This is a genomic window from Pseudomonas sp. ef1, from assembly GCF_007293365.2.
GTDB classification, from domain to species: Bacteria; Pseudomonadota; Gammaproteobacteria; order Pseudomonadales; family Pseudomonadaceae; genus Aquipseudomonas; species Aquipseudomonas siliginis.
In genome coordinates, this window is sequence record NZ_CM129815.1 from 5,857,370 (window position 1) to 5,880,842 (window position 23,473).

The 23,473-nt window shown below is 60.2% G+C and carries 15 protein-coding genes; 6 read left to right on the forward strand and 9 right to left on the reverse strand.

What is annotated here, in order from left to right; all coding sequences use genetic code 11:
• Positions 1-60: 60 nt before the first annotated feature.
• The 5 genes from FEE99_RS26725 to treP all read right to left on the reverse strand — a co-directional run bounded on the left by FEE99_RS26725 (position 61) and on the right by treP (position 7,471).
• Positions 61-351 (reverse strand): PTS transporter subunit EIIB, encoded by a 291-nt coding sequence (locus tag FEE99_RS26725; RefSeq protein ID WP_041479915.1) that lies wholly within the window; start codon positions 349-351, stop codon positions 61-63.
• 2 nt (positions 352-353) lie between these two features.
• Positions 354-2,882: a phosphoenolpyruvate--protein phosphotransferase gene (ptsP, locus tag FEE99_RS26730; RefSeq protein ID WP_041479916.1), complete on the reverse strand. Its 2,529-nt coding sequence runs from the start codon at positions 2,880-2,882 to the stop codon at positions 354-356.
• Positions 2,883-2,932: 50 nt separating this feature from the next.
• Positions 2,933-4,156 carry a maltoporin gene (locus tag FEE99_RS26735; RefSeq protein WP_041479917.1) on the reverse strand — a complete coding sequence of 408 codons (1,224 nt, stop codon included), beginning with the start codon at positions 4,154-4,156 and terminating at the stop codon, positions 2,933-2,935.
• Positions 4,157-4,263: 107 nt separating this feature from the next.
• A complete protein-coding gene (gene treC, locus FEE99_RS26740) occupies positions 4,264-5,910 on the reverse strand; it encodes an alpha,alpha-phosphotrehalase (RefSeq protein WP_041479918.1) in 1,647 nt (548 codons plus the stop codon).
• Between the two features lie 118 nt (positions 5,911-6,028).
• The gene (treP, locus tag FEE99_RS26745; protein WP_041479919.1) at positions 6,029-7,471 is read right to left on the reverse strand and encodes a PTS system trehalose-specific EIIBC component; all 1,443 of its coding nucleotides are present in this window, start codon (positions 7,469-7,471) and stop codon (positions 6,029-6,031) included.
• Between the two features lie 235 nt (positions 7,472-7,706).
• On the opposite strand from treP, the gene treR reads away from it, so the two are divergent.
• From treR to FEE99_RS26760, 3 genes are all read left to right on the forward strand, one after another.
• Positions 7,707-8,411, forward strand: a complete 705-nt coding sequence (gene treR / locus FEE99_RS26750) for a trehalose operon repressor (RefSeq protein ID WP_041479920.1) — start codon at positions 7,707-7,709, stop codon at positions 8,409-8,411.
• A gap of 83 nt (positions 8,412-8,494) precedes the next feature.
• Entirely contained in the window at positions 8,495-10,705 is a 2,211-nt protein-coding gene (locus tag FEE99_RS26755) for a TerD family protein (protein WP_237143836.1), read from the forward strand.
• Positions 10,706-10,821: 116 nt separating this feature from the next.
• Entirely contained in the window at positions 10,822-13,950 is a 3,129-nt protein-coding gene (locus tag FEE99_RS26760; protein ID WP_041479921.1) for a membrane-targeted effector domain-containing toxin, read from the forward strand.
• 77 nt (positions 13,951-14,027) lie between these two features.
• Here FEE99_RS26760 and guaA read toward each other — a convergent pair whose 3' ends face one another.
• The 4 genes from guaA to FEE99_RS26780 all read right to left on the reverse strand — a co-directional run bounded on the left by guaA (position 14,028) and on the right by FEE99_RS26780 (position 18,785).
• A complete protein-coding gene (guaA, locus tag FEE99_RS26765; RefSeq protein WP_016773344.1) occupies positions 14,028-15,605 on the reverse strand; it encodes a glutamine-hydrolyzing GMP synthase in 1,578 nt (525 codons plus the stop codon).
• A 125-nt stretch (positions 15,606-15,730) separates the two neighbouring features.
• Positions 15,731-17,200: an IMP dehydrogenase gene (guaB, locus tag FEE99_RS26770; RefSeq protein WP_016773343.1), complete on the reverse strand. Its 1,470-nt coding sequence runs from the start codon at positions 17,198-17,200 to the stop codon at positions 15,731-15,733.
• 105 nt (positions 17,201-17,305) lie between these two features.
• Positions 17,306-17,854 carry a sugar ABC transporter ATPase gene (locus FEE99_RS26775; RefSeq protein ID WP_041479923.1) on the reverse strand — a complete coding sequence of 183 codons (549 nt, stop codon included), beginning with the start codon at positions 17,852-17,854 and terminating at the stop codon, positions 17,306-17,308.
• A 163-nt stretch (positions 17,855-18,017) separates the two neighbouring features.
• The gene (locus tag FEE99_RS26780; protein ID WP_041479924.1) at positions 18,018-18,785 is read right to left on the reverse strand and encodes a sulfite exporter TauE/SafE family protein; all 768 of its coding nucleotides are present in this window, start codon (positions 18,783-18,785) and stop codon (positions 18,018-18,020) included.
• 188 nt (positions 18,786-18,973) lie between these two features.
• On the opposite strand from FEE99_RS26780, the gene xseA reads away from it, so the two are divergent.
• The 3 genes from xseA to leuA all read left to right on the forward strand — a co-directional run bounded on the left by xseA (position 18,974) and on the right by leuA (position 23,321).
• The gene (gene xseA / locus FEE99_RS26785; protein WP_024014206.1) at positions 18,974-20,353 is read left to right on the forward strand and encodes an exodeoxyribonuclease VII large subunit; all 1,380 of its coding nucleotides are present in this window, start codon (positions 18,974-18,976) and stop codon (positions 20,351-20,353) included.
• A 3-nt stretch (positions 20,354-20,356) separates the two neighbouring features.
• Positions 20,357-21,178 (forward strand): peptidoglycan DD-metalloendopeptidase family protein, encoded by an 822-nt coding sequence (locus FEE99_RS26790; protein ID WP_041479925.1) that lies wholly within the window; start codon positions 20,357-20,359, stop codon positions 21,176-21,178.
• A gap of 463 nt (positions 21,179-21,641) precedes the next feature.
• The gene (gene leuA, locus FEE99_RS26795) at positions 21,642-23,321 is read left to right on the forward strand and encodes a 2-isopropylmalate synthase (protein ID WP_016773339.1); all 1,680 of its coding nucleotides are present in this window, start codon (positions 21,642-21,644) and stop codon (positions 23,319-23,321) included.
• The last annotated feature ends 152 nt before the right edge of the window (positions 23,322-23,473 follow it).

A 23,473-nucleotide genomic window follows, 5' to 3' on the forward strand; every position in this document is an offset into this window, starting at 1 on the left:
ACGATACACCCGCAGTTGAGAAACAGTAAGGGCGACCTGAGGCCGCACGTCTTGTCGGCCTTATGCGCGCAGCCCGGTAATCAGGTGCAGCACGCCGCCCTCAAGCGGCATGACGCCCGCCACACCGGCCAGACTCAACGCCTGACGGTCGACACAGGCCGCGTCGTGCAGCGCCACGCGCACCCGAGTCAGCGCCAGCGGTTGCTGCGACTTGAGGTTATCCACACCGCCCAGCGCCGCTACGATCTCGGCGTTCAAGCCGGCAACCGCATCGGCGGTAATGTTTGCCTCGTCCGGTACCAGATCCGGCGTCAGTGCTTTCCAGAATGCCTGCTGCAATTTGTCGAACATGTTCAATTCTCCATAACCGGCGAGGCATCGACTTTCGCCCCATGAAACTGCTGCAAGGCTGCGCGCACGTCGGCGGCGCTTTCCAGGTTCGAAACCTGTTCGGCGATGATTCGACAGTCGGCCAGATCCACTTCGCGGACCGCCGACTTGATCGCCGGAATCAACGGCACGCTCACCGACAGCTCATCCACACCCAGCCCCAGCAACAACGGCACCGCAAGGCGTTCAGACGCCATGGCGCCGCAGACGCCGACCCATTTGTCGTGGGCATGCGCAGCCTTCACCGTCATGGCAATCAGGCGCAGTACCGAGGGATGAAAGCTGTCCGCCTGACTGGCCAGACGCGGATGGTCACGATCCATGGCCAGGGTGTATTGGGTGAGGTCGTTGGTACCGATGGAGAAAAAATCCACGTGCGGCGCCAGCACATCGGCCATCAGCGCAGCGGCAGGCACTTCGATCATGATTCCCAGCTTTGGCAGGTGCGCCAGGCCCAGCACCCGCGCTTCTTGCTCGAGAATCTGCCGCGCCAGACGCAGTTCGGCCAAATTCGTGACCATCGGCAACATGATGTGCAGACGCGTCAGTTCACAGCAGGCGAGGATTGCACGGAACTGCTCGCGCAACAGTTGCGGTCGCTCAAGGCACAGACGAATACCACGCAAACCGAGGAAAGGATTGGTTTCGCTGTCCATCGGCACATAAGCCAGCGGCTTGTCGCCACCGACATCGAGGGTGCGCACCACCAGATTGTGTGCCGGCCCGATGGTGCGCGCGATGGCGCTGTAAGTGGCCACCTGTTCGTCATGGCTCGGCGATTGCTGACGGCCCAGGTAGAGAAACTCCGAACGCAGCAGCCCCACGCCATTCGCGCCCAGCTCCATGGCCTGGACGGTTTCTTCCTGCGAGGCAACGTTGGCGGTGACTTCGATGTGCTGACCGTCACGGGTACAGGCCGCCTCGCTGGCCTGCGCCAGTTCCTGCTGATGACGCTGGCGCTGGCGCTCATGTCGCGTGCGCAATTGATCAATGGACTCGGCGTCCGGGTGCAACTGCAATTCGCCTTTGTCGGCATCGAGCAGCACCCGCGTGCCGTTGCCGAGCCCGAGCATTTGCAGCGGCATACCGCAAATCGCCGGCAAGCCGCAGGCTCGCGCGAGGATCGCGACATGGCTGGTGGCGCCACCGCCGACGGTGGCAAACCCGAGCACTTTGCGCGTATCAAGCCCGGCGGTCTGGGACGGGGTCAACTGATCGGCGATCAGAATGGTGTCGTCCGGCAACTCCAGCGCTTGCTCGTGAACACCGAGGATCAGCTTCAGCACGCGCTGGCCGACATCATCCAGATCCGCCGCGCGCTCAGCCAGCAAGGCATTGCCCAGCGAGCGAAACATCGCCGCCGTTGCGTCGGTGCTGGTCTTCCAGGCAAACGCCGCGCTGTTGCCCGCGTCGATCAGCGCCCGGGCCTGATCCAGCAGGCTCGGGTCGGCCAGCAGTTCCTGATGCGCCTTGAAGATCTCCGCCTGCGCCTGGCCGCTGGCGGTGTCGCGCAGATGTTGCAGGGCCATGTCGGCTTCGATCAGGGCTTGGCTCAACGCCTCCAGTTCAACTGGCGGCTCGGCGCCGAACTCGTTGACCATGAGCGACGCTTCGACGATCTGCATGACTTGCCCCAACGCCGAACCGGGCGAGGCGCAGACACCGCGCAGGATGTTCGGCATTTCTGCTGCGTCGGCTTCGACCGGTGCGGGCGCTGTCACCGCTTCACCGCAGCCTTCGCTCAGCAAGCGTGTCAGCGCATCGACGGCGGCTACGGCATCTTCGCCTTCGGCGCTGACCTGCACGCTGTCGCCATGGGCCGTCTGCAACGCCATGATCGCCACCAGGGATTTGCCGTTGGCTTGCGCGTGCAGCTTGTGCAGATGGATGGTCGCTGAAAATGCTTTGGCCGCTTGGGCGAATACTGCCGCCGGCCGCGCGTGCAGACCATTGGAATTGGGCAGGTTGATCGGCTGCGAGAACACCGCATCGCCCGGCACCGGCGCTGGATGTTCGCCAACGGCTGCGCCGACCACGACGTCCAGCACTGGCTGGCCCACTTCGACCAACCCGGTTGAGCCAACGAGTGAATCGAACGGCTCGCCGCTGACCACCAGCATCAAGGTCAACAAACTGCGCGCGTGCAGGGCAATGTAGTCAGCGTCGAAGTCGATCAGCGCCTGCCCCGCTTCGACCCGCTGCCCCGCGTCAACGCGGCGGGTGAATCCTTCGCCGGCGAGATTCACCGTGTCCAGGCCGATATGCATCAACACCTGAACACCCGCATCACTGGTGATGGTGAGCGCATGCCCGCTGGCCTGCACGTCGCTGACCACACCGGCCAACGGTGCGCAGAGCGTTGACGAAGTCGGGTCGATGCACAAACCGTCGCCGATGATCCGCCCGGCAAATACCGGGTCGGGCACCTGGTCCAGCGCCATCAGCACGCCGGATAAAGGAGCCAGCAGCTGCAATTGTTGGGGTGTGGCCATGACATCACCTGAGCTTGTATTGATTGAATGAGCGGTCGCAGCCGCCTTGCTTATTTCCACCAGTATTCAACCTGCAAACCGACATTGGCGCCGTGCCGCGCGTTGCCGAAGGCGCCCGTGTCGGAGAGTGCCGAACCTTTGGCCAACAGGTTGGCGGCACGCTTGGCTGCCTGATTCCAGCTGGCATAGGTGTAATACAGACGCACCTCGGGCCGCGCCCAGAATTCCGGGCCTTTTGGTGACCAGGTCGGTGCAAAGGTGAACTTGCTCAGCTTGCGCGTGCCGTCCGCCGCCTCGACCTGATCGTGACCCAGTTCGGTCACCAGTTTGAACTGCTCGCTCAGTGCATAGGCGGGACGCACACCGAGTGACAGCCAGTTCTGACCGGCGCCGCCCTGACGAATATCTTTCTGATACACCGCCTGGAATTGTCCGCCAAAACGTGGCGTCAGTTGCCAGTCGAAGAACTCGACGATCCGATAACTCTTGTTGCGGTCATCGAGCCTGACGTTACCGGTATAGCCCAATCCGGTGCCCGGCCCTTCACCGTATTGCAGCGCCAGTTTGTTCTTGCCGCCGAGAAAGTCCTGCTGCACGTGCTGAGTGGTAATCGCCCAGCCACGGTGGGCGTCGCGGCTGTCGGGCTTGTCGATGTAGCTGAGGCCGAACTCAAGTTCACCGCCCGGGTTACTGTTGAAACCGCCTACGTTGAAGTCGTGGCGGTTGATGTAATCCTTTTGATAAAGGTCGTCCTTGCGCGAAAAGGCGTAGCTGTATTTCAGGCCACCGAGCAACACGTCTTCAATGCCTGCACCGGTGGCGCTCTGGTTCCAGTAATAGAAATCGGAAATATGGATGTCGTTACGTTTGTAGTAGCGCCGACCGGCCCACAGCGAGCCGCCATTGAGCGCAGGCATCGCCGACCATTGCGCGTAAGCCTGGGGCAGGCGAATCGAGCCGTTGTCTTCCTTGAACGTCAGGCTGCGGTCGTAACGGTTGTACAGCGAGGCCATGCCGTCGACGCTCAGCACCGAGCCGTCGTCGAGGGTGTACAGATCCTGGCGCAGCTCGAGCTCACCGTACTGCTCGCACTCGTTACCGAGGCGATATTTGGTCTGCGCGCCGGGCAACTGGAAACACGACTGGCTGCCGCTGTTGACCGAAGTACCGACACCGCTGCGCAGATAGCCGCCGAACTCCAGCGCATGTGATGACGTGGGCATTGCCAGACAAATCCCCGCGACTGCCAGACTGTAATTTATGGTTGCTCTCATATATGCCACCCATTGTTTTTATTGTGTGGTTGCAGGAATTCAGCGCGCACAAATCCCCCGCGCAGCGTTCTGCGTGTTTTTTCAAAGGTTGTTATTCAGTTAAAAAATCAGGGGTCGGTCAGGTGCAGCACGAAGGATTCGTAAGGTCGCAACTGCAGCAAACTCGCGCGTTGCGGGCAGTCCGGGTAGTTGCTAACCAACAAGCGCTGCTCCTGGGCTTCGTCGATCAGCGCCGGTAGCTCGACCTCACATGCGGCGCCATAGAAATTGTTCACCACTAACAAGCGCTCTCCCTTCCCCTCGCGCAGGTACGCCCAGACCTGTGGATGCTCCGGCAACAACTGCCGATAGATGCCATCAGAGATCAACGCTTCAGTGCGGCGTAAAGCGATCAGGCGCCGATAGTGATGCAGCACCGATTCCGGGTCGTGCAGTTGATGCGCGACATTGATCTGTGCAGCATTGGCCGGCACACCGATCCATGGTTCGCTGCGAGTGAAGCCGGCGTTGTGCCCGGCGTGCCAGTGCATCGGCGTGCGCCCGTTGTCGCGGGACTTCTGCATGATCGCCGCCATGTTGTCGAGGTCGCTGGTGCCGGCTTCACGCTTGAGGCGAAAGATATTCAGGGTCTCGACGTCACGGTATTGCTCGATGCTCTCGAACCCCGGATTGGTCATGCCCAGTTCTTCGCCCTGATAAACGAAGGGCGTGCCCTGCAGAAAGTGCAGCGCGGTACCAAGCATCTTCGCCGACAGCTCGCGGTATTCGCCGTCATTGCCGAACCGCGAGACCACGCGTGGCTGATCGTGGTTACACCAGAACAGCGCATTCCAGCCGCCACCCGCCTGCATGCCGGTCTGCCAGTCGGAGAGAATCTGCTTGAGCTGGAGGAAATCGAAATCGGCGCGCACCCATTTCTGCAGATTCGGGTAATCGACCTTCAGGTGATGAAAGTTGAAGGTCATCGACAGTTCTTTCGACTGCGGATTGGAGTAACGAATGCAGTGTTCCAGACGTGTCGAAGACATCTCGCCGACGTTGATCAGCTCATGCCCTTCGAAGACTTCGCGGTGCATCTGCTGCAAGTAGGTGTGCACGTTCGGCCCGTCGGTGTAGAAGCGCCGACCATCGCTGTCGTCCTCGGGGAAGTCCGCCGGTTTCGAGATCAGGTTGATCACGTCCAGACGAAAACCACCCACACCCTTGTCGCGCCAGAAGCGCATCATCTTGAACACTTCGTCGCGGACCTTGGGGTTGTCCCAATTGAGATCCGCCTGGGTGTGGTCGAACAGGTGCAGATAATACTGGCCGGTCTGCGCTTCGTACTCCCAGGCCGAGCCGCCGAATTTGGATTCCCAGTTGTTCGGCTGGTCGCGCCAGATATAGAAGTCGCGGTAAGGGTTGTCGAGGCTGCTGCGCGCCTGCTGGAACCAGACGTGCTCGATCGAGGTGTGGTTGACCACGATGTCGAGCATCAGCTTGATCCCGCGTTTGCCCGCTTCGGCGATCAGCAGTTCACAGTCGGCCATGCTGCCGTAGCTCGGATCGACCGCGTAGTAGTCGCTGATGTCGTAGCCGTTATCGCGCTGCGGCGAGCGCAGGAACGGCGTGATCCACAGGTAATCGACTCCCAGCCATTGCAGGTAATCGAGCTTGGCGACGATGCCGAGCAGATCGCCGGTGGCGTTGCCGGCATGGCTGTGAAAGCTCTTCGGGTAGATCTGGTAGATCACCGAACGTTGCCAGTCTTGCATGGCGGATTTCCCTCTTGAATTTTACGATCTCTGTAGGAGCTGCCGGAGGCTGCGATCTTTCGATTTTGAAAGGCAAGATCAAAAGATCGCAGCCTCCGGCAGCTCCTACAGTTCAATTTCAGGCAACCCGGTAACCCGGGCGGACGATCTTCATGCTCAGCACGCAGGTCAGGGCAAACGGCACGAGCATGGCGATCAGCATCCCGATGACGAACATCGGGATGAACTGCGGAATGATTGAAATGAAACCGGGCAGGCCACCGACGCCGATGGCCGAGGCCTGGATCTTGTTCAGCGAAAGGAACATGCAGCCCAGCGCCGAACCGGCCAGCGCGGCGTAAAACGGAAACTTGTAGCGCAGGTTGACACCGAACATCGCCGGCTCGGTGATGCCGAAATACGCAGAAATCGCCGAGGTAGAAGCCATGCTCTTGTCTCGCGCATTGCGGGTCATCCAGAACACCGCCAGGGCCGCACTGCCCTGCGCCAGATTGGACATGACGATCATCGGCCAGATGAAGGTGCCGCCCTGGCTCGAGATCAGTTGCAGATCCACGGCGAGGAACATGTGGTGCATGCCGGTGATTACCAGCGGCGCATACAACAGGCCGAAAATCAGACCGCCCACCAGCGGCGCCAGATCGAACAGCATCACCAGCCCTTCGGTGATGTAGATGCCGATATGCCGGGTCACCGGGCCGATGATTGCCAGCGCCAGCACGCCGGTGACAACGATGGTGGTGATCGGCACCACAAGTAATTGCACGGCGTTGGGCACTCGCGCCCGCAACCATTTTTCGATGACGCTCATCACGTACGCCGCCAGCAGGATCGGCAGGATTTGCCCCTGGTAGCCGACCTTTTCCACCTGGAACAGGCCGAGGATGTCGAAGTACGGCAGTTGCTGCCCATCCAGCCCGGCCACGGCCTTGCCGTAATTCCAGGCATTGAGCAGGTCCGGGTGTACCAGCATCAGACCGAGGACAATGCCGAGAATTTCGCTGCCGCCGAAACGCTTGGCCGCCGACCAGCCCACCAGCGCCGGCAGGAACACGAACGAGGTATTGGCCATCAGGTTGATCAGGCTCCACAACCCGTCGAGGTTGGGATAGGCATCCAGCAGAGTCTGGCCTTCGATGAACATGCCCTTGGCGCCAAGCAGGTTGTTGATGCCCATCAACAGGCCGGCAATGATCAGCGCCGGCAGGATCGGCATGAACACATCGGAAAACACCCGCACCAGCCGTTGCATGGCGTTTATCTTCTCGGCGCTTTTCTGTTTAACGTCGGCGATGGTCGACGCCGCCAGGCCAGTCTGCTGGCGCAGTTCGGCGTAGACCTTTTCAACATCACCCGGGCCGATGACCACCTGATACAAGCCGCCGGTGAAGAACGAACCCTTGACCAGATCGACGCCATTGAGCGCGGCCACATTCACCAGCGCGGGGTTCTTCAGCGCCAGGCGCAAACGCGTCACGCAATGCGCCGCCTGCTCGATGTTGTCGCGGCCACCGAGGCTTTCCAGCAGCTCCTTGGCGATGTTCGGGTAGTCATGGCTCATGCTTGTTCTTCCGTCGTGGATTGTTGTTATTGGCAGCACGCCGAGAGGAAAAATACTCGTCTGTACGAGTTTATGCAACAACTCGTCTGTACGAGTTTGCGTCCGTGGATGAACGTCAGAAAAATGCGGATTCTTCCTACTCTGACCTAAGATGTTTTCCTTCGTCCGCATGGACAAACCCCTACCCTGCCCTTAAGGTTCGGGGTTTTGAGCACCGTCGGCACAGAGTCCAGCCATGAGCAAATACAACCAGATCTATAGCGATTTGCTTGCCAGCATCACCACGCAGCGCCTGGAGCGCGGCGCCCGGCTGCCTTCCGAAACCGAACTGATGGACACCTATCAGGCCAGCCGTGGCACGGTGCGCAAGGCCATCGACCAGTTGCAGGAGCGCGGTTTCGCTCAGAAGATTCACGGCAAAGGCGCGTTCGTGCTGGCGACCAACCCGATCGAATTCCAGCTCGGCGGCATCGTCAGTTTCCAGGAGACCCACCCGCGACTGGGCAACGACGTCAGCACCGAAGTGGTCGAGATGTGTCAGGTGCCGCTGGAAGGTGCATTGCTTGAACATATCAATGCAGAGCCCGGCAGCCCGATCACCCGGATCAAACGGGTGCGGCGCATCGACGGCAAACGCGTCATCCTCGACATCAACCACTTCGTCAGCGAGGTGATTCCCGACCTGTCTGCAGACATCGCCGAACATTCGATCTACGCCCACATCGAACAGACCCTGCAACTGCAGATCGCCTACGCCCAGCGCACCATCGAAGCCGTGCCGTGCAGCAAGGACGACCACCACCATCTGGACCTCGACGGCCAGAGCCATGTCATCGTGGTCAGCAACCAGACCTTCCTGCAGGACGGCCGCCAGTTCGAGTACACCGAATCGCGGCATACGCTGGACAAGTTCTATTTTTCCGATGTGGCGCGGCGCTGACGTTCGCCAACAGGCGAGCCCATTTCAAAATATGTGATTGGCTGACAAGCCGCGATGACCTCCGGTAGTATGCCGCCGTGGCTATGGAACACCTTCCTTCTATCCTCCATGAACTAGGGGTTCCGCTCTCCACACCGCGCCTGCTTATTGCAGGCGTTTTCGTATCGATTGCACAGGTGAGCTTCAGCTCACTGGAAACGGCGACCAAGGAAGAAATCATGATCAATCAGGAGCTGTTCCTGCGGCGCCGTACAAAACTTCACGTCCCTGCCGGCTCTGGCGGAGCCACACGCGCGCAGGTCGCATCAGCGGTCAAAGAAGTCGCGGCGTTTCGATATGTACTCTCTGAACCGCTGATCGAGCGAATCGGCATGCTCTCTGCGGTAGAACTCAAGAGCTGGCTGCGTGAAGTCATTCGAGTCCTGCGCCGTCGCAGCGGTGCTCATGTACATCACCGACCGTTTTATCCTGACTTCCCCAATCAAGTCCTCGAAGCGACAGAGGCGGAGTTGTATCTCAACGCCGTCATTCACTACCACACACTTCGGCGCCTGCCACCCAGCGAACAGGTTCGGCCAGCCATGCTTGAAGGCAACTTCATCCATTGGGTCATCGAACCGGGAAGTGTCAGCGAGTTCGAGGCATTGCTCGAGCCGCTGGTCTCATCGCGCACCTCGCTGTCCGAAGAGGAAGCTGCGGATGTCAGCTGGTTTATCCGAACGTACAAAAGCGATGTGTTCCGTCTACTGCCCGAGACCGTTCCGTTTCGCGAGATTCGCGCGCTCGTTGGCGGCGCGCTAATCCTGCATATCGGCGACGATGCACAGGTTGAGGCTTTCCTTGAGCAAAATGTCGAAACGGCGACGGACGTGCTGCGCGTGGCGATCGCACTGCATGGTGGAGACGTGTCGCTGGCGACAGCGTTGACGCGCTTTAGCAAAATGAAACGTTCGATGCGTCGCAAGCTGTTGCGCCTGCTCGACCGCATGCCCAACGCTACCGAGGATGTGATGCGCCAGGCCGAACGCTGGAAACGTCTGGCCGAAGTCCTGCATCCAGGCGATTACGCTGAGAAGTATCCGCGAGCATTTGCGGCCATCACCGCAGCGCGACGCAATGATCCGCCGGCCTCGTTCGGGTCGCGTGTCGAAACCATGCTTGCCCAACGCCAGATCGCCGCGCTTACGTCGGTGCTGCAGGATCGTCCCGGAGAATTCGCGCGCCGTCTGGACGTGATGTTACGGCGTGCCACAGAACCGGACGCGGTGCTCGACGCCTTTGCGGCTGTCGCGGCGCAAGTGTCCTCACCTGTGCTGCTGCAATTACTGGCCCAGGTAAATGCCCCGCGCCCCCTGCCCTTGCGAGCGTTCACACCTAAAGGAGCGCTGGCGAAAGTCTTCGGCACTGCTGATCGTCGAGAGTCGATCGCACCGCAGGTATTGGCACGTGCCGCACAGATTTGCGAGAACGCCCTGATCACACGTTTCGCGTCGCTGCCACCGCTGGGCCGTTGCTTTGTCGATCCGGTATTGCGCGAATACCGGGTGCCATTGGCACAGCGCGCCGCAGCGAAGTCACTGCGAACACTTGTACGCGGCAGTCGCTTGCCAATGCCCGATACGCGATTCATTCGCCTATTCCTGTGGTGGAAGAACGGTCGTGACCGCACGGACATCGACTTGTCCGCCGCCTTCTTCGACACCGACTTCGTCTTCAAGGAAGCGGTCGCCTATTACAACCTCAAAGGTTATGGCGGTTACCACAGCGGCGACATCGTCGACGCGCCTAATGGCGCTTCCGAGTTCATCGACCTCGACCTTGATGCTCTCGTCAAAAAGGGCGTCCGCTATGTCGTTACGTCCCTCAACTCGTTTACCTGGCAGCCATATTGTGATCTTCCGGAATGCTTCGCAGGCTGGATGGCCCGCGCCGACACGGCATCTGGCGAAGTGTTCGAGCCGCGCACCGTAGTCGACCGCATCGATATCGCCTCCGACACCGGTATCTGTCTACCTTTCGTGATGGACTTACAGGAGCGACGCATGATCTGGGCCGATCTGGGGCTGACTTCATCGCCCCGCTGGAACAACGTAGACAACAACCTCAGCGGAGTTTCGTTGATGCTGCGCGCCTTGGTACATACACCAAGGCCGGATCTGCACACGCTTTTCGATTTACATGTGCGGGCACGAGGCGAACGAGTGGCCTCTGCAGAGCAGGCGCAGAGGGTGTTCGCACCTGAACAAGGACTGACTCCGTTCGATACGGATCTTATTCGGTCTGAATATCTTTGATATCTGCGAAGGCATTGGCTCACTTTCAAAAGGACAACACGCGATAACCGGCTAACACCCTCCCCTTGAGCGCATGGGCCATCTTCGGCCTTTGTGTCTCAAGGATGAACACCCGCATGACCGCTCCCGAACGTCGTCTGCTGCCAAACGCAGCGGACAAAACCGCCCTCAAAGCCATCGCTACTACCATTGTGCAGAACTGCCCAAGCCTGCTGGATGAGGCCCGGCTAGTCGCGATCGAACTGCTGAGCGCCAAGGGCCTATCTGGCCTTGATCCCGACCAGGTTTATTTCCATCGTTTCAAAACGGCGCAAAGCAGCACGCTGACCTTTACCGGTTGGGAGCACTTGCTCGAAAAGCCTTATGAAACGCTCACCCTCACGCAACTGGTCGTCCATCGATTTCGCGCCACCGACCAAGACAACGCAGATTTGCTGGGCCTTTACTGCGGCTTCTACTCGGATGGCCCGGACGCGGAGAATTTCAATCAGAGCAACGAAGTGCGACTGCTGGGCAGCGATGTGCTGAAGGCATTCTGGGCCGTTGATTTCAGCACGCGTTACAGCGGTCAATTGACCAAATTCTGGCAAACCTCGTCGGACGATTTCCGCGCCCTGGCCAAGTGCAATTTTCTCAGTCAGGCGGTGCAGGCGCTGCAACAGGGGGACGTTGACGGCAATGATTTTCAACGCATCGTCACCTCGCTGATCGGCCCCGTAAGCTGGCCGGTAACCCTGCAAATGCTCCGATCGACGTACCCGGTCGGCGCGCAAGTGCGCACCCTGGATCTGGACGGTCACGTCGCCACCAACGTGCTGCGTCTGGTCGAAGACAGTGGCCGGCAGACCCTTTACCTGCCGGGACAGGCCCAGGCCTTTCGGCTGATGGACACTGCCGCGGATCTGCACTGGTGGCTGCTTGAGCAGATGAATTCAGAGCAGAAACGCTCTTTGTTTCTCAAGCACTTCTCGCTGGCTGACAGCAATCACATCACCGAGAACCTCACTGATCTGATGAACCGTTTGGTGAGCACCTGGGGCCACAGCGATCATCGGATGATCAACCGCAGCAACGTTGCGATCAGCGGTGACGCCTTCACGTGGTTAAGCGAGTCGACCCGCACGGGCATGGTTGCCGAGGCGCATCTGGTGCTCACGTCCAACACTGACCTGCGCAAGAAACTCTGGACCGGCTATCTGAGCGCCGGGCTGAAAGTGTTCGGCCCGATGGCGGCCGTGGGCTGGCCTGCAGCTTTGCCGTTGATTGGGGCGGGCGTCGTCAACACGGGGCTGAACATCGATCAGGCGATCAACGGCATTACGGCGACCGAGCGTAGAGCCGGGGTTATCGGTGCGGTGCTCAGCGCGATCGAAACCGTATTCAATGTTCCGTTCCTGATTGGCACTGGCGCGCAACTGGAAGTTGGGCCACAGGTCGAGTATGCCGAGGCTGAAGAGATGCGCGGGCTGATCGAACTTACTTCGGCTGACTCACGGTTATTGCCGCCTCTGGATCCCCCGCCCGTCAGGTCGTCCAACGAAACTGCCAGCGAGTTGGCAAACGAAATCCCCGACGAATCGACATTCGTCGACGTCACTGAGCCATTGATTACGCCTGCTCCGCGGCAAGGTTCGACTTTTGCGCAAGTACCGGCCAGCTATCGATGCAACGAGTTACTTGCGCAACACGCTGTAGAGGCGACGCCGGGGAAATACGAAGGCATTTACCGCCTCGACAAAGAGCCCGGTCATGCCATCGAAATGGATGGCGCCGCCTATTACGTGCGCTACTTCGCCGACTCGCAAGACGGTGGCAACTGGGCAATCATCAATCCCGAGCGTCCCAATCAGTTCGCTTATTCGTTGCCGGTCCGCCTGGGAAGCGCCGGCAAGTGGGAGCGCATGCCAGCGCTGCGGCTGCGCGGAGGCGGTCAATGCGTGGGCAAGGCATGTTTGCCGGAGACTGATGTGAGCTCAACCGAGGCAACACCGTCGGTGGACCTGCCACGCGTCGAACCGCTTCCAGGCGTTCCGTGTCCGCTACGCCTGGTTACGAAGCTCAAGGGTATCTCAGAGACGGAAATACCGGGAATGAGAAGATGGGCAATGAACTTGCCCAACGCCTCCGCCGAGACCACAAGCGCCGGACGCCGCTATCTGCTGGCGACCGACCGCTACGTGGCCCATTTCGGCGAACAACGCACGGCTCTGCTGAACGACGCCGAAGCATTCTATCGGGAGTTGAAATGGATCAACCTGCCCCAGCGCCCGGTCATTCCGCCCGTCAGTCCGCAGATGGAGATCAATGAGTTGATTGATCTCATCTTTGCCAATACCGATGGACTGGCCGTCGGTGAAACCCTCGATCGCATCGCCAGCACCCGCTTCATGATCGAGAACATGCCAACGTTCGCGCGGCATATCAAAACCCTCTACGTGCGTGGATTGCTGAGTGATTTCGCCCAGCATGACCTCAACCATTTCTACCTGTCGGGGGACATGTCAGAAGACCTCAGTACCTATTTGTCCAGCCTGGGCACTGACCCTGAGAACCGGTTCAACATGCTCGAATTGATCCGGGCTGCCCAAGCCAATGGCGTCCGGGTTCATGGACTGGATGCAGCACAAACCTGCACGCTGAAAGTCCCGCTCACGTCGATCGAAGAGCAGATGATCAAGACCCGCCTGGCAACGCAGATCATGGAGCGTGACAAGCTCCTCAACAGACCCGGCAAGTGGGTGGCTCTGGTCGATGCCACGAACACCAATACCTTCAGGGACCTGCCAGGCATAAGCGAACTCAGGGGCGGTATCGGTTTGCGTATCGAAGAAGTCTGGCCCGACGAGGTGGCCGACCTCAGGATCGACCCGGGAGTGGAAGTCGCTCGCGGCCCGTTTTACAACGGGGCGACGACAAACAGCGCCTTCGACCCTCTGTTCGCTGACCTGCGATTGCAGGTCAAGGCCCCCGTGCCGCCATGGAATGATGCAACGCTGGAAAAGCTTCTGCCTCGCAATGGCATGTTCGTGATACGGAAAACAGAACCAAGCACATACACACTCGTGCGGCGCAACAGCACCAGCAACATCGTGCAAACAAGGGTGCATTGCACCGCAGATGGCCGGTTTTATATCTGGGACCAGTCGATGCGTCGCATCACCGGCATGGTCTTCCGCGACATCGCCGCAGTAGCCGAGCGCCTGATCGAGCTCGGCATGACCCTGCAAAGTCGTTTACCCGCCTGACCTGTTTTCAGGGTCCTGAAACGAAAAAACCCTTGGCTTCACGCCAAGGGTTTTTCGTTATTCGAACCGCAGCAGGATCATTCCCACTCAATCGTCGCCGGCGGCTTGCTCGACACGTCGTAAGTGACGCGGGAGATGCCTTCGATTTCGTTGATGATGCGGCCGGAAACGGTTTCCAGCAGTTCGTAAGGCAGGTGTGCCCAACGCGCGGTCATGAAGTCGATGGTTTCCACGGCACGCAGGGCCACGACCCAGGCGTAACGACGGCCATCGCCGACCACGCCGACCGATTTCACTGGCTGGAACACTACGAACGCCTGGCTGACCTTGTGGTACCAATCGGCCTTGCGCAGTTCTTCGATGAAGATGTGGTCGGCGCGACGCAGCAGGTCGGCGTATTCCTTCTTCACTTCACCAAGGATGCGCACGCCCAGGCCCGGGCCTGGGAACGGGTGACGGTAGACCATGTCGTACGGCAGGCCCAATTCCAGACCCAGACGACGGACTTCGTCCTTGAACAGTTCGCGCAGTGGCTCGACCAGTTTCAGGTTCATCTCTTCCGGCAGGCCGCCCACGTTGTGGTGCGACTTGATCACGTGGGCCTTGCCGCTTTTCGCGCCAGCCGACTCGATCACGTCCGGGTAGATGGTGCCCTGAGCCAGGTACTTGATGTTGTCCAGCTTGCAGGATTCGGCATCGAACACGTCGATGAAGGTACGGCCGATGATCTTGCGCTTCTTTTCCGGGTCGGCTTCGCCGGCCAGGTTGTTGAGGAACTGCTCCTCAGCGTTGGCGCGGATCACCTTGACGCCCATGTTCTCGGCGAACATGGCCATCACTTGCTCGCCTTCGTGCAGACGCAGCAAGCCGTTGTCGACGAAGACGCAGGTCAGCTGATCGCCGATGGCCTTGTGCAACAGCGCGGCAACCACCGAGGAGTCAACGCCGCCGGACAGACCCAGCAGCACGTTGTCGGTACCGACCTGGGCGCGGATGTTGGCGATGGCGTCTTCAGCGATCTTCGACGGCGTCCACAGGGCTTCACAGCCACAGATGTCGAGCACGAAGCGCGAGAGGATGCGACCGCCCTGCTTGGTGTGGGTCACTTCCGGGTGGAACTGCACGCCATAGTAAGCGCGGTCGTCGTTGAACATACCGGCGATCGGGCAGCTCGGGGTGCTGGCGAGGATGTGGAAGTCTTCCGGCATCTTCGTGACTTTGTCACCGTGGCTCATCCACACGTCGAGGCCGAACAGGCCGTCGGCGTCGATGTGGTCTTCGATGCCGTCGAGCAGGCGGCTCTTGCCGACCACGTCAACGCGGGCGTAACCGAACTCACGCAGTTCGGAACCTTCAACCTTGCCGCCCAGTTGCTCGGCCATGGTCTGCATGCCGTAGCAGATGCCGAACACCGGAACGCCGAGGTCGAACACCGCCTGCGGGCAGCGCGGGCTGTTGGCTTCGTGCACGGACTCGGGGCCGCCGGCGAGGATGACGCCTTTAGGGGCGAATTCGCGGATCGCATCTTCGTCCATGTCGAACGGGTGCAGTTCGCAGTACACGCCGATCTCGCGCACGCGGCGGGCAATCAGCTGGGTGTATTGCGAACCGAAGTCGAGGATCAGGATGCGGTGAGCGTGAATGTCGAGGGCCATGAAAGAAACTCTGAAAAGCAGTTGCAAGCTTCAAGCTGCAAGCTGCAAGTAATCGGAAGCCGAGCGGCACTGCTCTGACGCAGCACCGCTTGCAGCTTGTAACTTGTGGCTTAGAGCTGTCGGCGTCAGCCGACCCGGTAGTTCGGCGCTTCCTTGGTGATCTGCACGTCGTGAACGTGGGACTCGGCCATGCCGGCACCGGTGATCCGCACGAACTCGGGCTTGGTACGCATTTCTTCGATGTTGGCGCTGCCGGTGTAACCCATCGAGGAACGCAGACCGCCCATCAACTGGTGAATGATCGCGCTCAGGGTGCCTTTGTACGGCACACGACCTTCGATACCTTCCGGAACCAGTTTCTCGGCACCGGCCGAGGAGTCCTGGAAGTAACGGTCGGACGAGCCCTGGGCCTGGGACATGGCGCCCAGCGAACCCATGCCGCGATAAGCCTTGTACGAACGGCCCTGGAACAGTTCGATCTCGCCCGGTGCTTCTTCGGTACCGGCGAACATCGAGCCCATCATCACGCAGGACGCACCGGCCACGATGGCCTTGGACAGGTCACCGGAGAAACGGATACCGCCGTCTGCGATCAACGGCACGCCGGTGCCTTCAAGGGCGGCGGCGACGTTGGCGATGGCACTGATTTGCGGTACACCGACACCAGCGACGATACGGGTGGTGCAGATCGAGCCAGGGCCGATACCGACCTTGACTGCGTCGGCGCCGGCTTCGGCCAGGGCCTTGGCGGCAGCGCCGGTGGCGATGTTGCCGCCGATCACCTGCACTTCAGGGAAGTTCTCTTTGACCCAGCGTACGCGGTCGATCACGCCTTTGGAGTGACCGTGCGCGGTGTCGACCACCACTACGTCCACGCCGGCGTTGACCAGTGCAGTCACGCGATCACCGGTGTCTTTACCGGTGCCGACCGCAGCGCCAACGCGCAGACGACCTTGATCGTCCTTGCTGGCCAGCGGGTAGGCCTTGGCTTTTTCGATGTCGTTGACGGTCATCATGCCTTTGAGGGCGAATTTGTCGTCGACGATCAGCACGCGCTCGATGCGGTGCTTGTGCAGCAGTTCACGGACGTCGTTCTTGTCGGCGCCTTCCTTGACCGTGACCAGACGCTCTTTAGGCGTCATCACTTCGCGGACAGTGGCTTCCAGACGGTTTTCGAAACGTACGTCGCGGGAGGTGACGATGCCGACCAGGTCGCCATCGTGCAGGACCGGAACGCCGGAGATATTGTGCAGACGGGTCAGTTCGAACAGATCACGCACCGTGGCATCGGCCTCGATGGTGATGGGATCCTTGACCACACCGGCTTCGAACTTCTTGACCTTGCGCACTTCGGCAGCTTGCTGCTCGATGGTCATGTTCTTGTGGATAATGCCGATGCCACCTTCCTGAGCCATGGCGATTGCCAGACGGGCTTCAGTAACGGTGTCCATGGCGGCAGAAACCAGAGGAATATTCAGTTCGATGCCACGGGTAAGACGGGTCTTGAGACTGACTTCGTTGGGAAGTACCTCGGAATAACCGGGCACTAGGAGAATGTCGTCGAATGTCAGAGCTTCTTGGCTGATACGCAGCATCGCGGGGGCTCCCGAGCGGGAAAATGGAAGCGCGCCATTATAGTCAGACACCCCCTGCTGTTCAATGTAAAACTCAGCCTAATTGATAGATGGAAAAGCCCGGCCCTACAGCTCCACCTTGACCCAAGAGACAGGTTGATCGAGCCAATCGGCGAACTCGTCGATAAAGCTCTGCTTGAACCCCGCCTCCAGCCAATTGTTGAAAATGAAGCCGAGGTTGGAAAACGCGCATTCCTGCAAAAACAGAAAGCCGTTGATGTCGTCCTCATGCCCGCATTCGGGGCAGGTGAAATTGTCGGTGCGGCCTGGAAACCAGTCTTCAAGACTCTCGAACAGCGCCTCGCCCACTTCGCGGCGGCACTCGGCGCAACCAGCCTCCTCGAGAAAGCCTTTGGCCGGGGTGTAGATGCAGCGTTTGGTGACGATCTCCAGGCCATTGACCGGCTCGCCGAACGGCAGCGCTTGCGGGTGCAGCACCACGGCGCGAGCACCATCAGCGATGGCGTGGGCCATACGGTTGCCGGTGCGGCCGCAGGTGGTCAGCTGTTCTTCGATGATGTTCTTGCGCACCAGCCAGCGCACGATCGCCCGCGCCCGGGGCTCGTGCACCGGCAGGGTGGAGATTTTCGGGACGATAATGCTTTGCGAGTTCATGGTGGAGCCTGCTGCCAGTATTTAAGATTTCCAATGTGGGAGCGAGCCTGCTCGCGAAAGCGCAGTGTCAGACTGCATTTTTGTTGCTGACCCACCGCATTCGCGAGCAGGCTCGCTCCCACAAGGAACTGCGGCCGGCAGCTTAATCCCTGAAGAAATCCGGTCAAGTGCTGAAATAGCGCACGATCAACGCGATCCCGCTGGCCAGCACCAGCCACGTCACCAGCCGCACAAACGCCTCGCGCGACAATCTCATGGTCAGCCGCCGCCCGATCCACAAGCCCAGCGCCATCGCCGGCAACAGACACAGCGCCAGCATCAACAAGGGTAGCTCGGCATACACGCCGGCGATGACAAACAGACTCAAGCGCACCACGGTGCTGCAACTGATCAACGCACTTTGCGTGGCCCGCGCCGCTTCCTTGGGCAGGCGGCTGTTCAGATAAATTGCATAAAGAAAGCCGCCGCTGCCGAACAAAGCGCCGAACAGCCCGCCCACCGTGCCCATCGGCACCGCCCACGCGGCCGACAACTGTGCCGGACGCGCTTTGACCCACAGGCTGTAGACCGCATAGGCGCTGATAAACAGCCCCATCAACAACAGCAACAGATCGGATTTCAGATTCAGCAGGAAGATCACCCCCAGCGTGCAGCCGATTGCCATGCACGGCAGCAGCCTGAGCAATTCCGGCTTGGCGACGTCGCGCCGCGAGGGCAGCAGATTGCCGAACGCCGCGACGAAATCCAGCAGCACCAGCAGCGGCACGATTTTCGATAGCGGCATGAACAGAATCAGCATCGGCCCCGCGACCAGCGCAGTGCCGAAACCGGCGATGCCGAAGACGATGTAGGCCAGGGCAATGGCCAACCCGATGACCGCCCAACCGCCAGCGCCCCACGACCACGCCCCCAACAGCTCCATCACGCTCATCAACGCGTTTCCTTTAATAAGTCCGCCGACGGTTACGACTGACACTCGCCCTGTAGGAGCTGCCGAAGGCTGCGATCTTTTGATCTTGATGTTGAAAAAGCAAGATCAAAAGATCGCAGCCTCGTTGCACTCGACAGCTCCTACAGGGTTCGTGCAATGAGCAGAAGAATGCCTTTAAACTGCGCCCCATGATTAAAGATCCCTTTGCAAGACTTGGCCTGGACCGTGAAGTCCTGACCGTCAGCCAGCTCAACGGCCGCGCGCGGGTGTTGCTTGAAGACGTGTTCAGCAACATCTGGGTCGAAGGCGAAATCTCCAACCTCGCGCGCCCGGCGTCCGGCCACGTCTATTTCACCCTCAAGGACAGCGGCGCGCAGGTGCGTTGCGCATTGTTCCGGCAGAACGCCGCGCGCGTACGTCAGGCGTTGAAGGATGGTCTGGCGGTCAAGGTGCGGGGCAAGGTTTCGCTGTTCGAAGGCCGTGGCGACTATCAGCTGATACTCGACACCGTGGAGCCGGCCGGTGACGGCGCGCTGCGTCTGGCCTTCGATGCGCTGAAGGAAAAGCTCAGCGCCGAAGGCCTGTTCAGTGCCGAACGCAAAGTGCCGCTGCCCGCGCATCCGCAACGCATCGGCATCATCAGTTCGCCGACCGGCGCGGTGATTCGCGACATCATCAGCGTATTCCGCCGCCGTGCGCCGCAAGTGCAACTGACCCTGATTCCCACCGCCGTGCAGGGCCGCGAGGCCACCGCGCAGATTGTCCGCGCGCTGAAAATGGCCGATGCCCGCGGCTTCGATGCGCTGATTCTCGCCCGTGGCGGCGGCTCGCTGGAAGACCTCTGGTGCTTCAACGAAGAAGCCGTGGCGCGCGCGGTCGATGCTTGTGTGACACCGATTGTCAGCGCCGTCGGCCATGAAACCGATGTTTCGATCAGCGACTTTGTTGCCGACGTCCGGGCGCCGACGCCGTCCGCTGCCGCTGAGTTGCTCGCCCCGGATTCCAGCCATCTGATCCGCCAGGTCGAAAGCCTGCATCGCCGCTTGGTGATGCGCATGCGCGATCGCTTGATGCGTGATCGCCTGCGCCTCGAAGGCATGGCGCGGCGCCTGCGTCATCCCGGCGAACGTCTGCGTCAGCAGGCTCAGCGTCTGGATGATCTGGACATGCGCATGCGCCGGGCATTCGAGCGCAGCCTCAATACGCGTCGAGAACGTCTGATCCGTCTGGAAACCCGCCTCGCCGGGCAACATCCGGGGCGCCAACTGGCGATGCTTCGTCAGCGCCTCGACAGCCTCGCCGAACGTCTGCCCCGGGCCATGCGCGATGCTCTGAAACAGCGTCGGCAGCAATTGCACAGTCAGATGCAGACCCTGCACGTGGTCAGTCCATTGGCGACCCTCGGTCGCGGTTACAGCATCCTGCTCGACGAGCGTGGCCACGCGATCCGCAACGCTGCGCAGACCCACACCGGCCAGCGCCTGAAAGCCAAGCTCGGCGAAGGCGAACTGCAAGTGCGCGTCGAGGACAATCACCTGACGCCCGTCACCCTCTCTTTACTGGACTGATCCATGCCGCGTTTTCTCGCTCCGCTGCTGTTGCTCTGCCTGACTTTCAACGCCCACGCCGACAGCTACATCACTCGGCTGCTGAACAAACCGGTGCCGGGCGGCGTCGCCGTGGTGGATCTGGGCACCGCCGCGCAGGCGCCGAAAGCCACTTATCAAGGCAAACCGGTATTGGTGGTCAAAGAGCAGAACAACTGGTTGGCGATCGTTGGCGTGCCGCTGACGGTCAAACCTGGCTCGCAGCAGATCAGCAGTGGCGGGCGTAACCTGCCGTTTACCGTGGGCAGCAAGAAATACCCGGAACAGCACATCACCCTGAAGAACAAACAGCAGGTCAATCCGAACGCCGACAACCTCAAGCGCATTGAAGGCGAACTGGCGGAACAGATCGCGGCTTACCGCAGTTTCAGCCCGAACACGCCGAGCAATCTGCTGCTGGACAAACCGGTCAACGGGCCGCTGTCGAGCAAGTTCGGTGTGCGCCGTTTCTTCAATGGCGAAGAGCGCAATCCTCACGCCGGCCTCGATTTCGCAGTGCCGGCGGGCACGCCCATCAAGACCCCGGCGGCGGGCAAGGTGATTCTGATCGGCAATTACTTCTTCAACGGCAACACGGTATTTGTTGACCACGGCCAAGGCTTTATCAGCATGTTCTGCCATATGTCGAAGATCGACGTGAAAAACGGCCAGCAGCTGGCGCGCGGCGCGGTGGTCGGCAAAGTCGGCGCGACCGGCCGCGCGACCGGGCCGCATATGCACTGGAACGTCAGCCTGAATGACGCGCGGGTGGATCCGGCGATTTTCATTGGTGCCTTTCAACCTTGAATATGGGTTGAGGCGACCGGCCTCTTCGCGAGCAGGCTCGCTCCCACACTGGATCTTGTTCACAACAAAGATCCCCTGTGGGAGCGAGCCTGCTCGCGAAGGCGGCCTATAACACACTGCCATACTCAATGAATCTCCAAAAACTCAATTGCGCCCCAATCTAGCCTTACGCAAACATCAACAACTTCCAACGCCTTAAGCGCAATAAATTCCTGCAAAATCCCGCTTTTCGGGTATTCCTCTCAATTTTTTTCGACTGCTTGCCATCCTTTCCCCTCGCGGTTAGGGTTGAAGCCATGAAAACCTCTCACACCCTCATTCAGCTTCGCCAGCACCGCAGCCTGTGCCTCGTCAGCGCACGACTGCCAGGCTGAATCGCTGCGCCTCGTCCCACGCTTTTCCAAGAACATTCGTTCAACCGGCAGGCCGCCTCTTTTCGGCCCAGACAACAAGGAATTTCCCGATGAGCATGCTCAAAGACCCGTCTTCGAAATACCGCGCGTTTCCCGTCATCAACCTGCCGGATCGTACCTGGCCGTCGAAGACCATCGACGCCGCGCCGATCTGGTGCAGCTCCGACCTGCGTGACGGCAACCAGTCGCTGATCGAGCCAATGGACGCGGCGAAGAAGCTGCGCTTCTGGAAAACCCTGGTGCAGGTCGGCGTGAAGGAGATCGAAGCGTCGTTCCCGGCCGCGTCGCAAACCGACTTCGACTTCGTGCGTACGCTGATCGAAGAAGGCCACATCCCGGACGACACCACCATTCAGGTACTGACCCAGGGCCGTGAAGACCTGATCGAGCGCACCTTCGAATCCCTGCGCGGGGCGAAGAAAGCCATCGTTCACCTGTACAACGCCACCTCGCCTTCTTTCCGTCGCATCGTCTTCAACCAGGACAAGGACGGTATCAAGGCCATCGCCGTCAACGCTGCCAAGCTGTTCGTCAAATATGCGGCCATGCAGCCGGAGACCGAGTGGACCTTCGAATACTCGCCGGAAACCTTCAGCGCTACCGAGCTGGAATTCGCCAAGGAAGTCTGCGACGCCGTGATCGAGGTGTGGAACCCGACGCCTGAGCACAAGATGATTCTCAACCTGCCGGCCACGGTTGAATGCGCGACGCCGAACGTCTACGCCGACCAGATCGAATGGTTTGGTCGCAACATCAACCGTCGTGACAGCGTGATCATCAGCCTGCACACCCACAACGACCGGGGCACCGGCGTCGCGGCCACCGAGCTGGGCCTGATGGCCGGCGCCGATCGCGTCGAAGGCTGCCTGTTCGGCAACGGCGAGCGCACCGGCAACGTCGACCTCGTCACCGTCGCGCTGAACATGTACACCCAGGGCGTCGACCCTGAGCTGGACTTCTCCGACATCGACGGCGTGCGCAAGGTCGTCGAAGAGTGCAACCAGATCCAGGTGCACCCGCGTCATCCGTACGTTGGCGACCTGGTTCACACCGCGTTCTCCGGCTCGCACCAGGACGCAATCCGCAAGGGCTTCGCCCAGCAGAAACCGGACACCCTGTGGGAAGTGCCGTACCTGCCGATCGACCCGGCCGACATCGGTCGCAGCTACGAGGCGGTGATCCGCGTCAACAGCCAGTCGGGCAAGGGCGGTATCGCTTACCTGCTGGAGCAGGAATATGGCATTAGCCTGCCACGGCGCATGCAGATCGAATTCAGCCAGGTGGTGCAGCGTGAGACCGATCGCCTGGGCCTGGAGATGACCGCCAAGCAGATTCACTCGCTGTTGATCAGCGAATACCTGCAGGCCAACACCCCGTACGCGCTGGTCAGCCATCGTCTGCAGGAAGAAAACGGCAACAGCGCCGTCGAAGTGGAAGTGGCCAGCAAAGGTCAGGGCGAAACCAACCTGCACTGGCGCGGCAAGGGCAACGGCGCGCTGGAAGCCCTGGTCGCCGGCCTGCCGATTCCAGTGGAAATCATGGACTACAACGAACACGCGATCGGCGCGGGCACCAATGCCAAAGCAGCGGCCTATATCGAATTGCGGGTGAACGGTGAACGTGCAGTGCACGGCGTGGGTATCGATGAAAACATCACCACGGCGAGTTTCAAGGCATTGTTCAGCGCGCTGAACCGCTCGCTGAGCCAGCCAGAGGCGAAAGCGGCGTAATCCGACTGCTGAAATGCGAAAGGCCCCGGAGTGTGAGCTCCGGGGCCTTTTTTTGCCTACAGGTTTCTGGCTGACTTTTATGGCCCCTTCGCGAGCAGGCTCGCTCCCACATTTGGAATGCATTTCCCTGCTCGCGAAGGCGTCCTGACAGG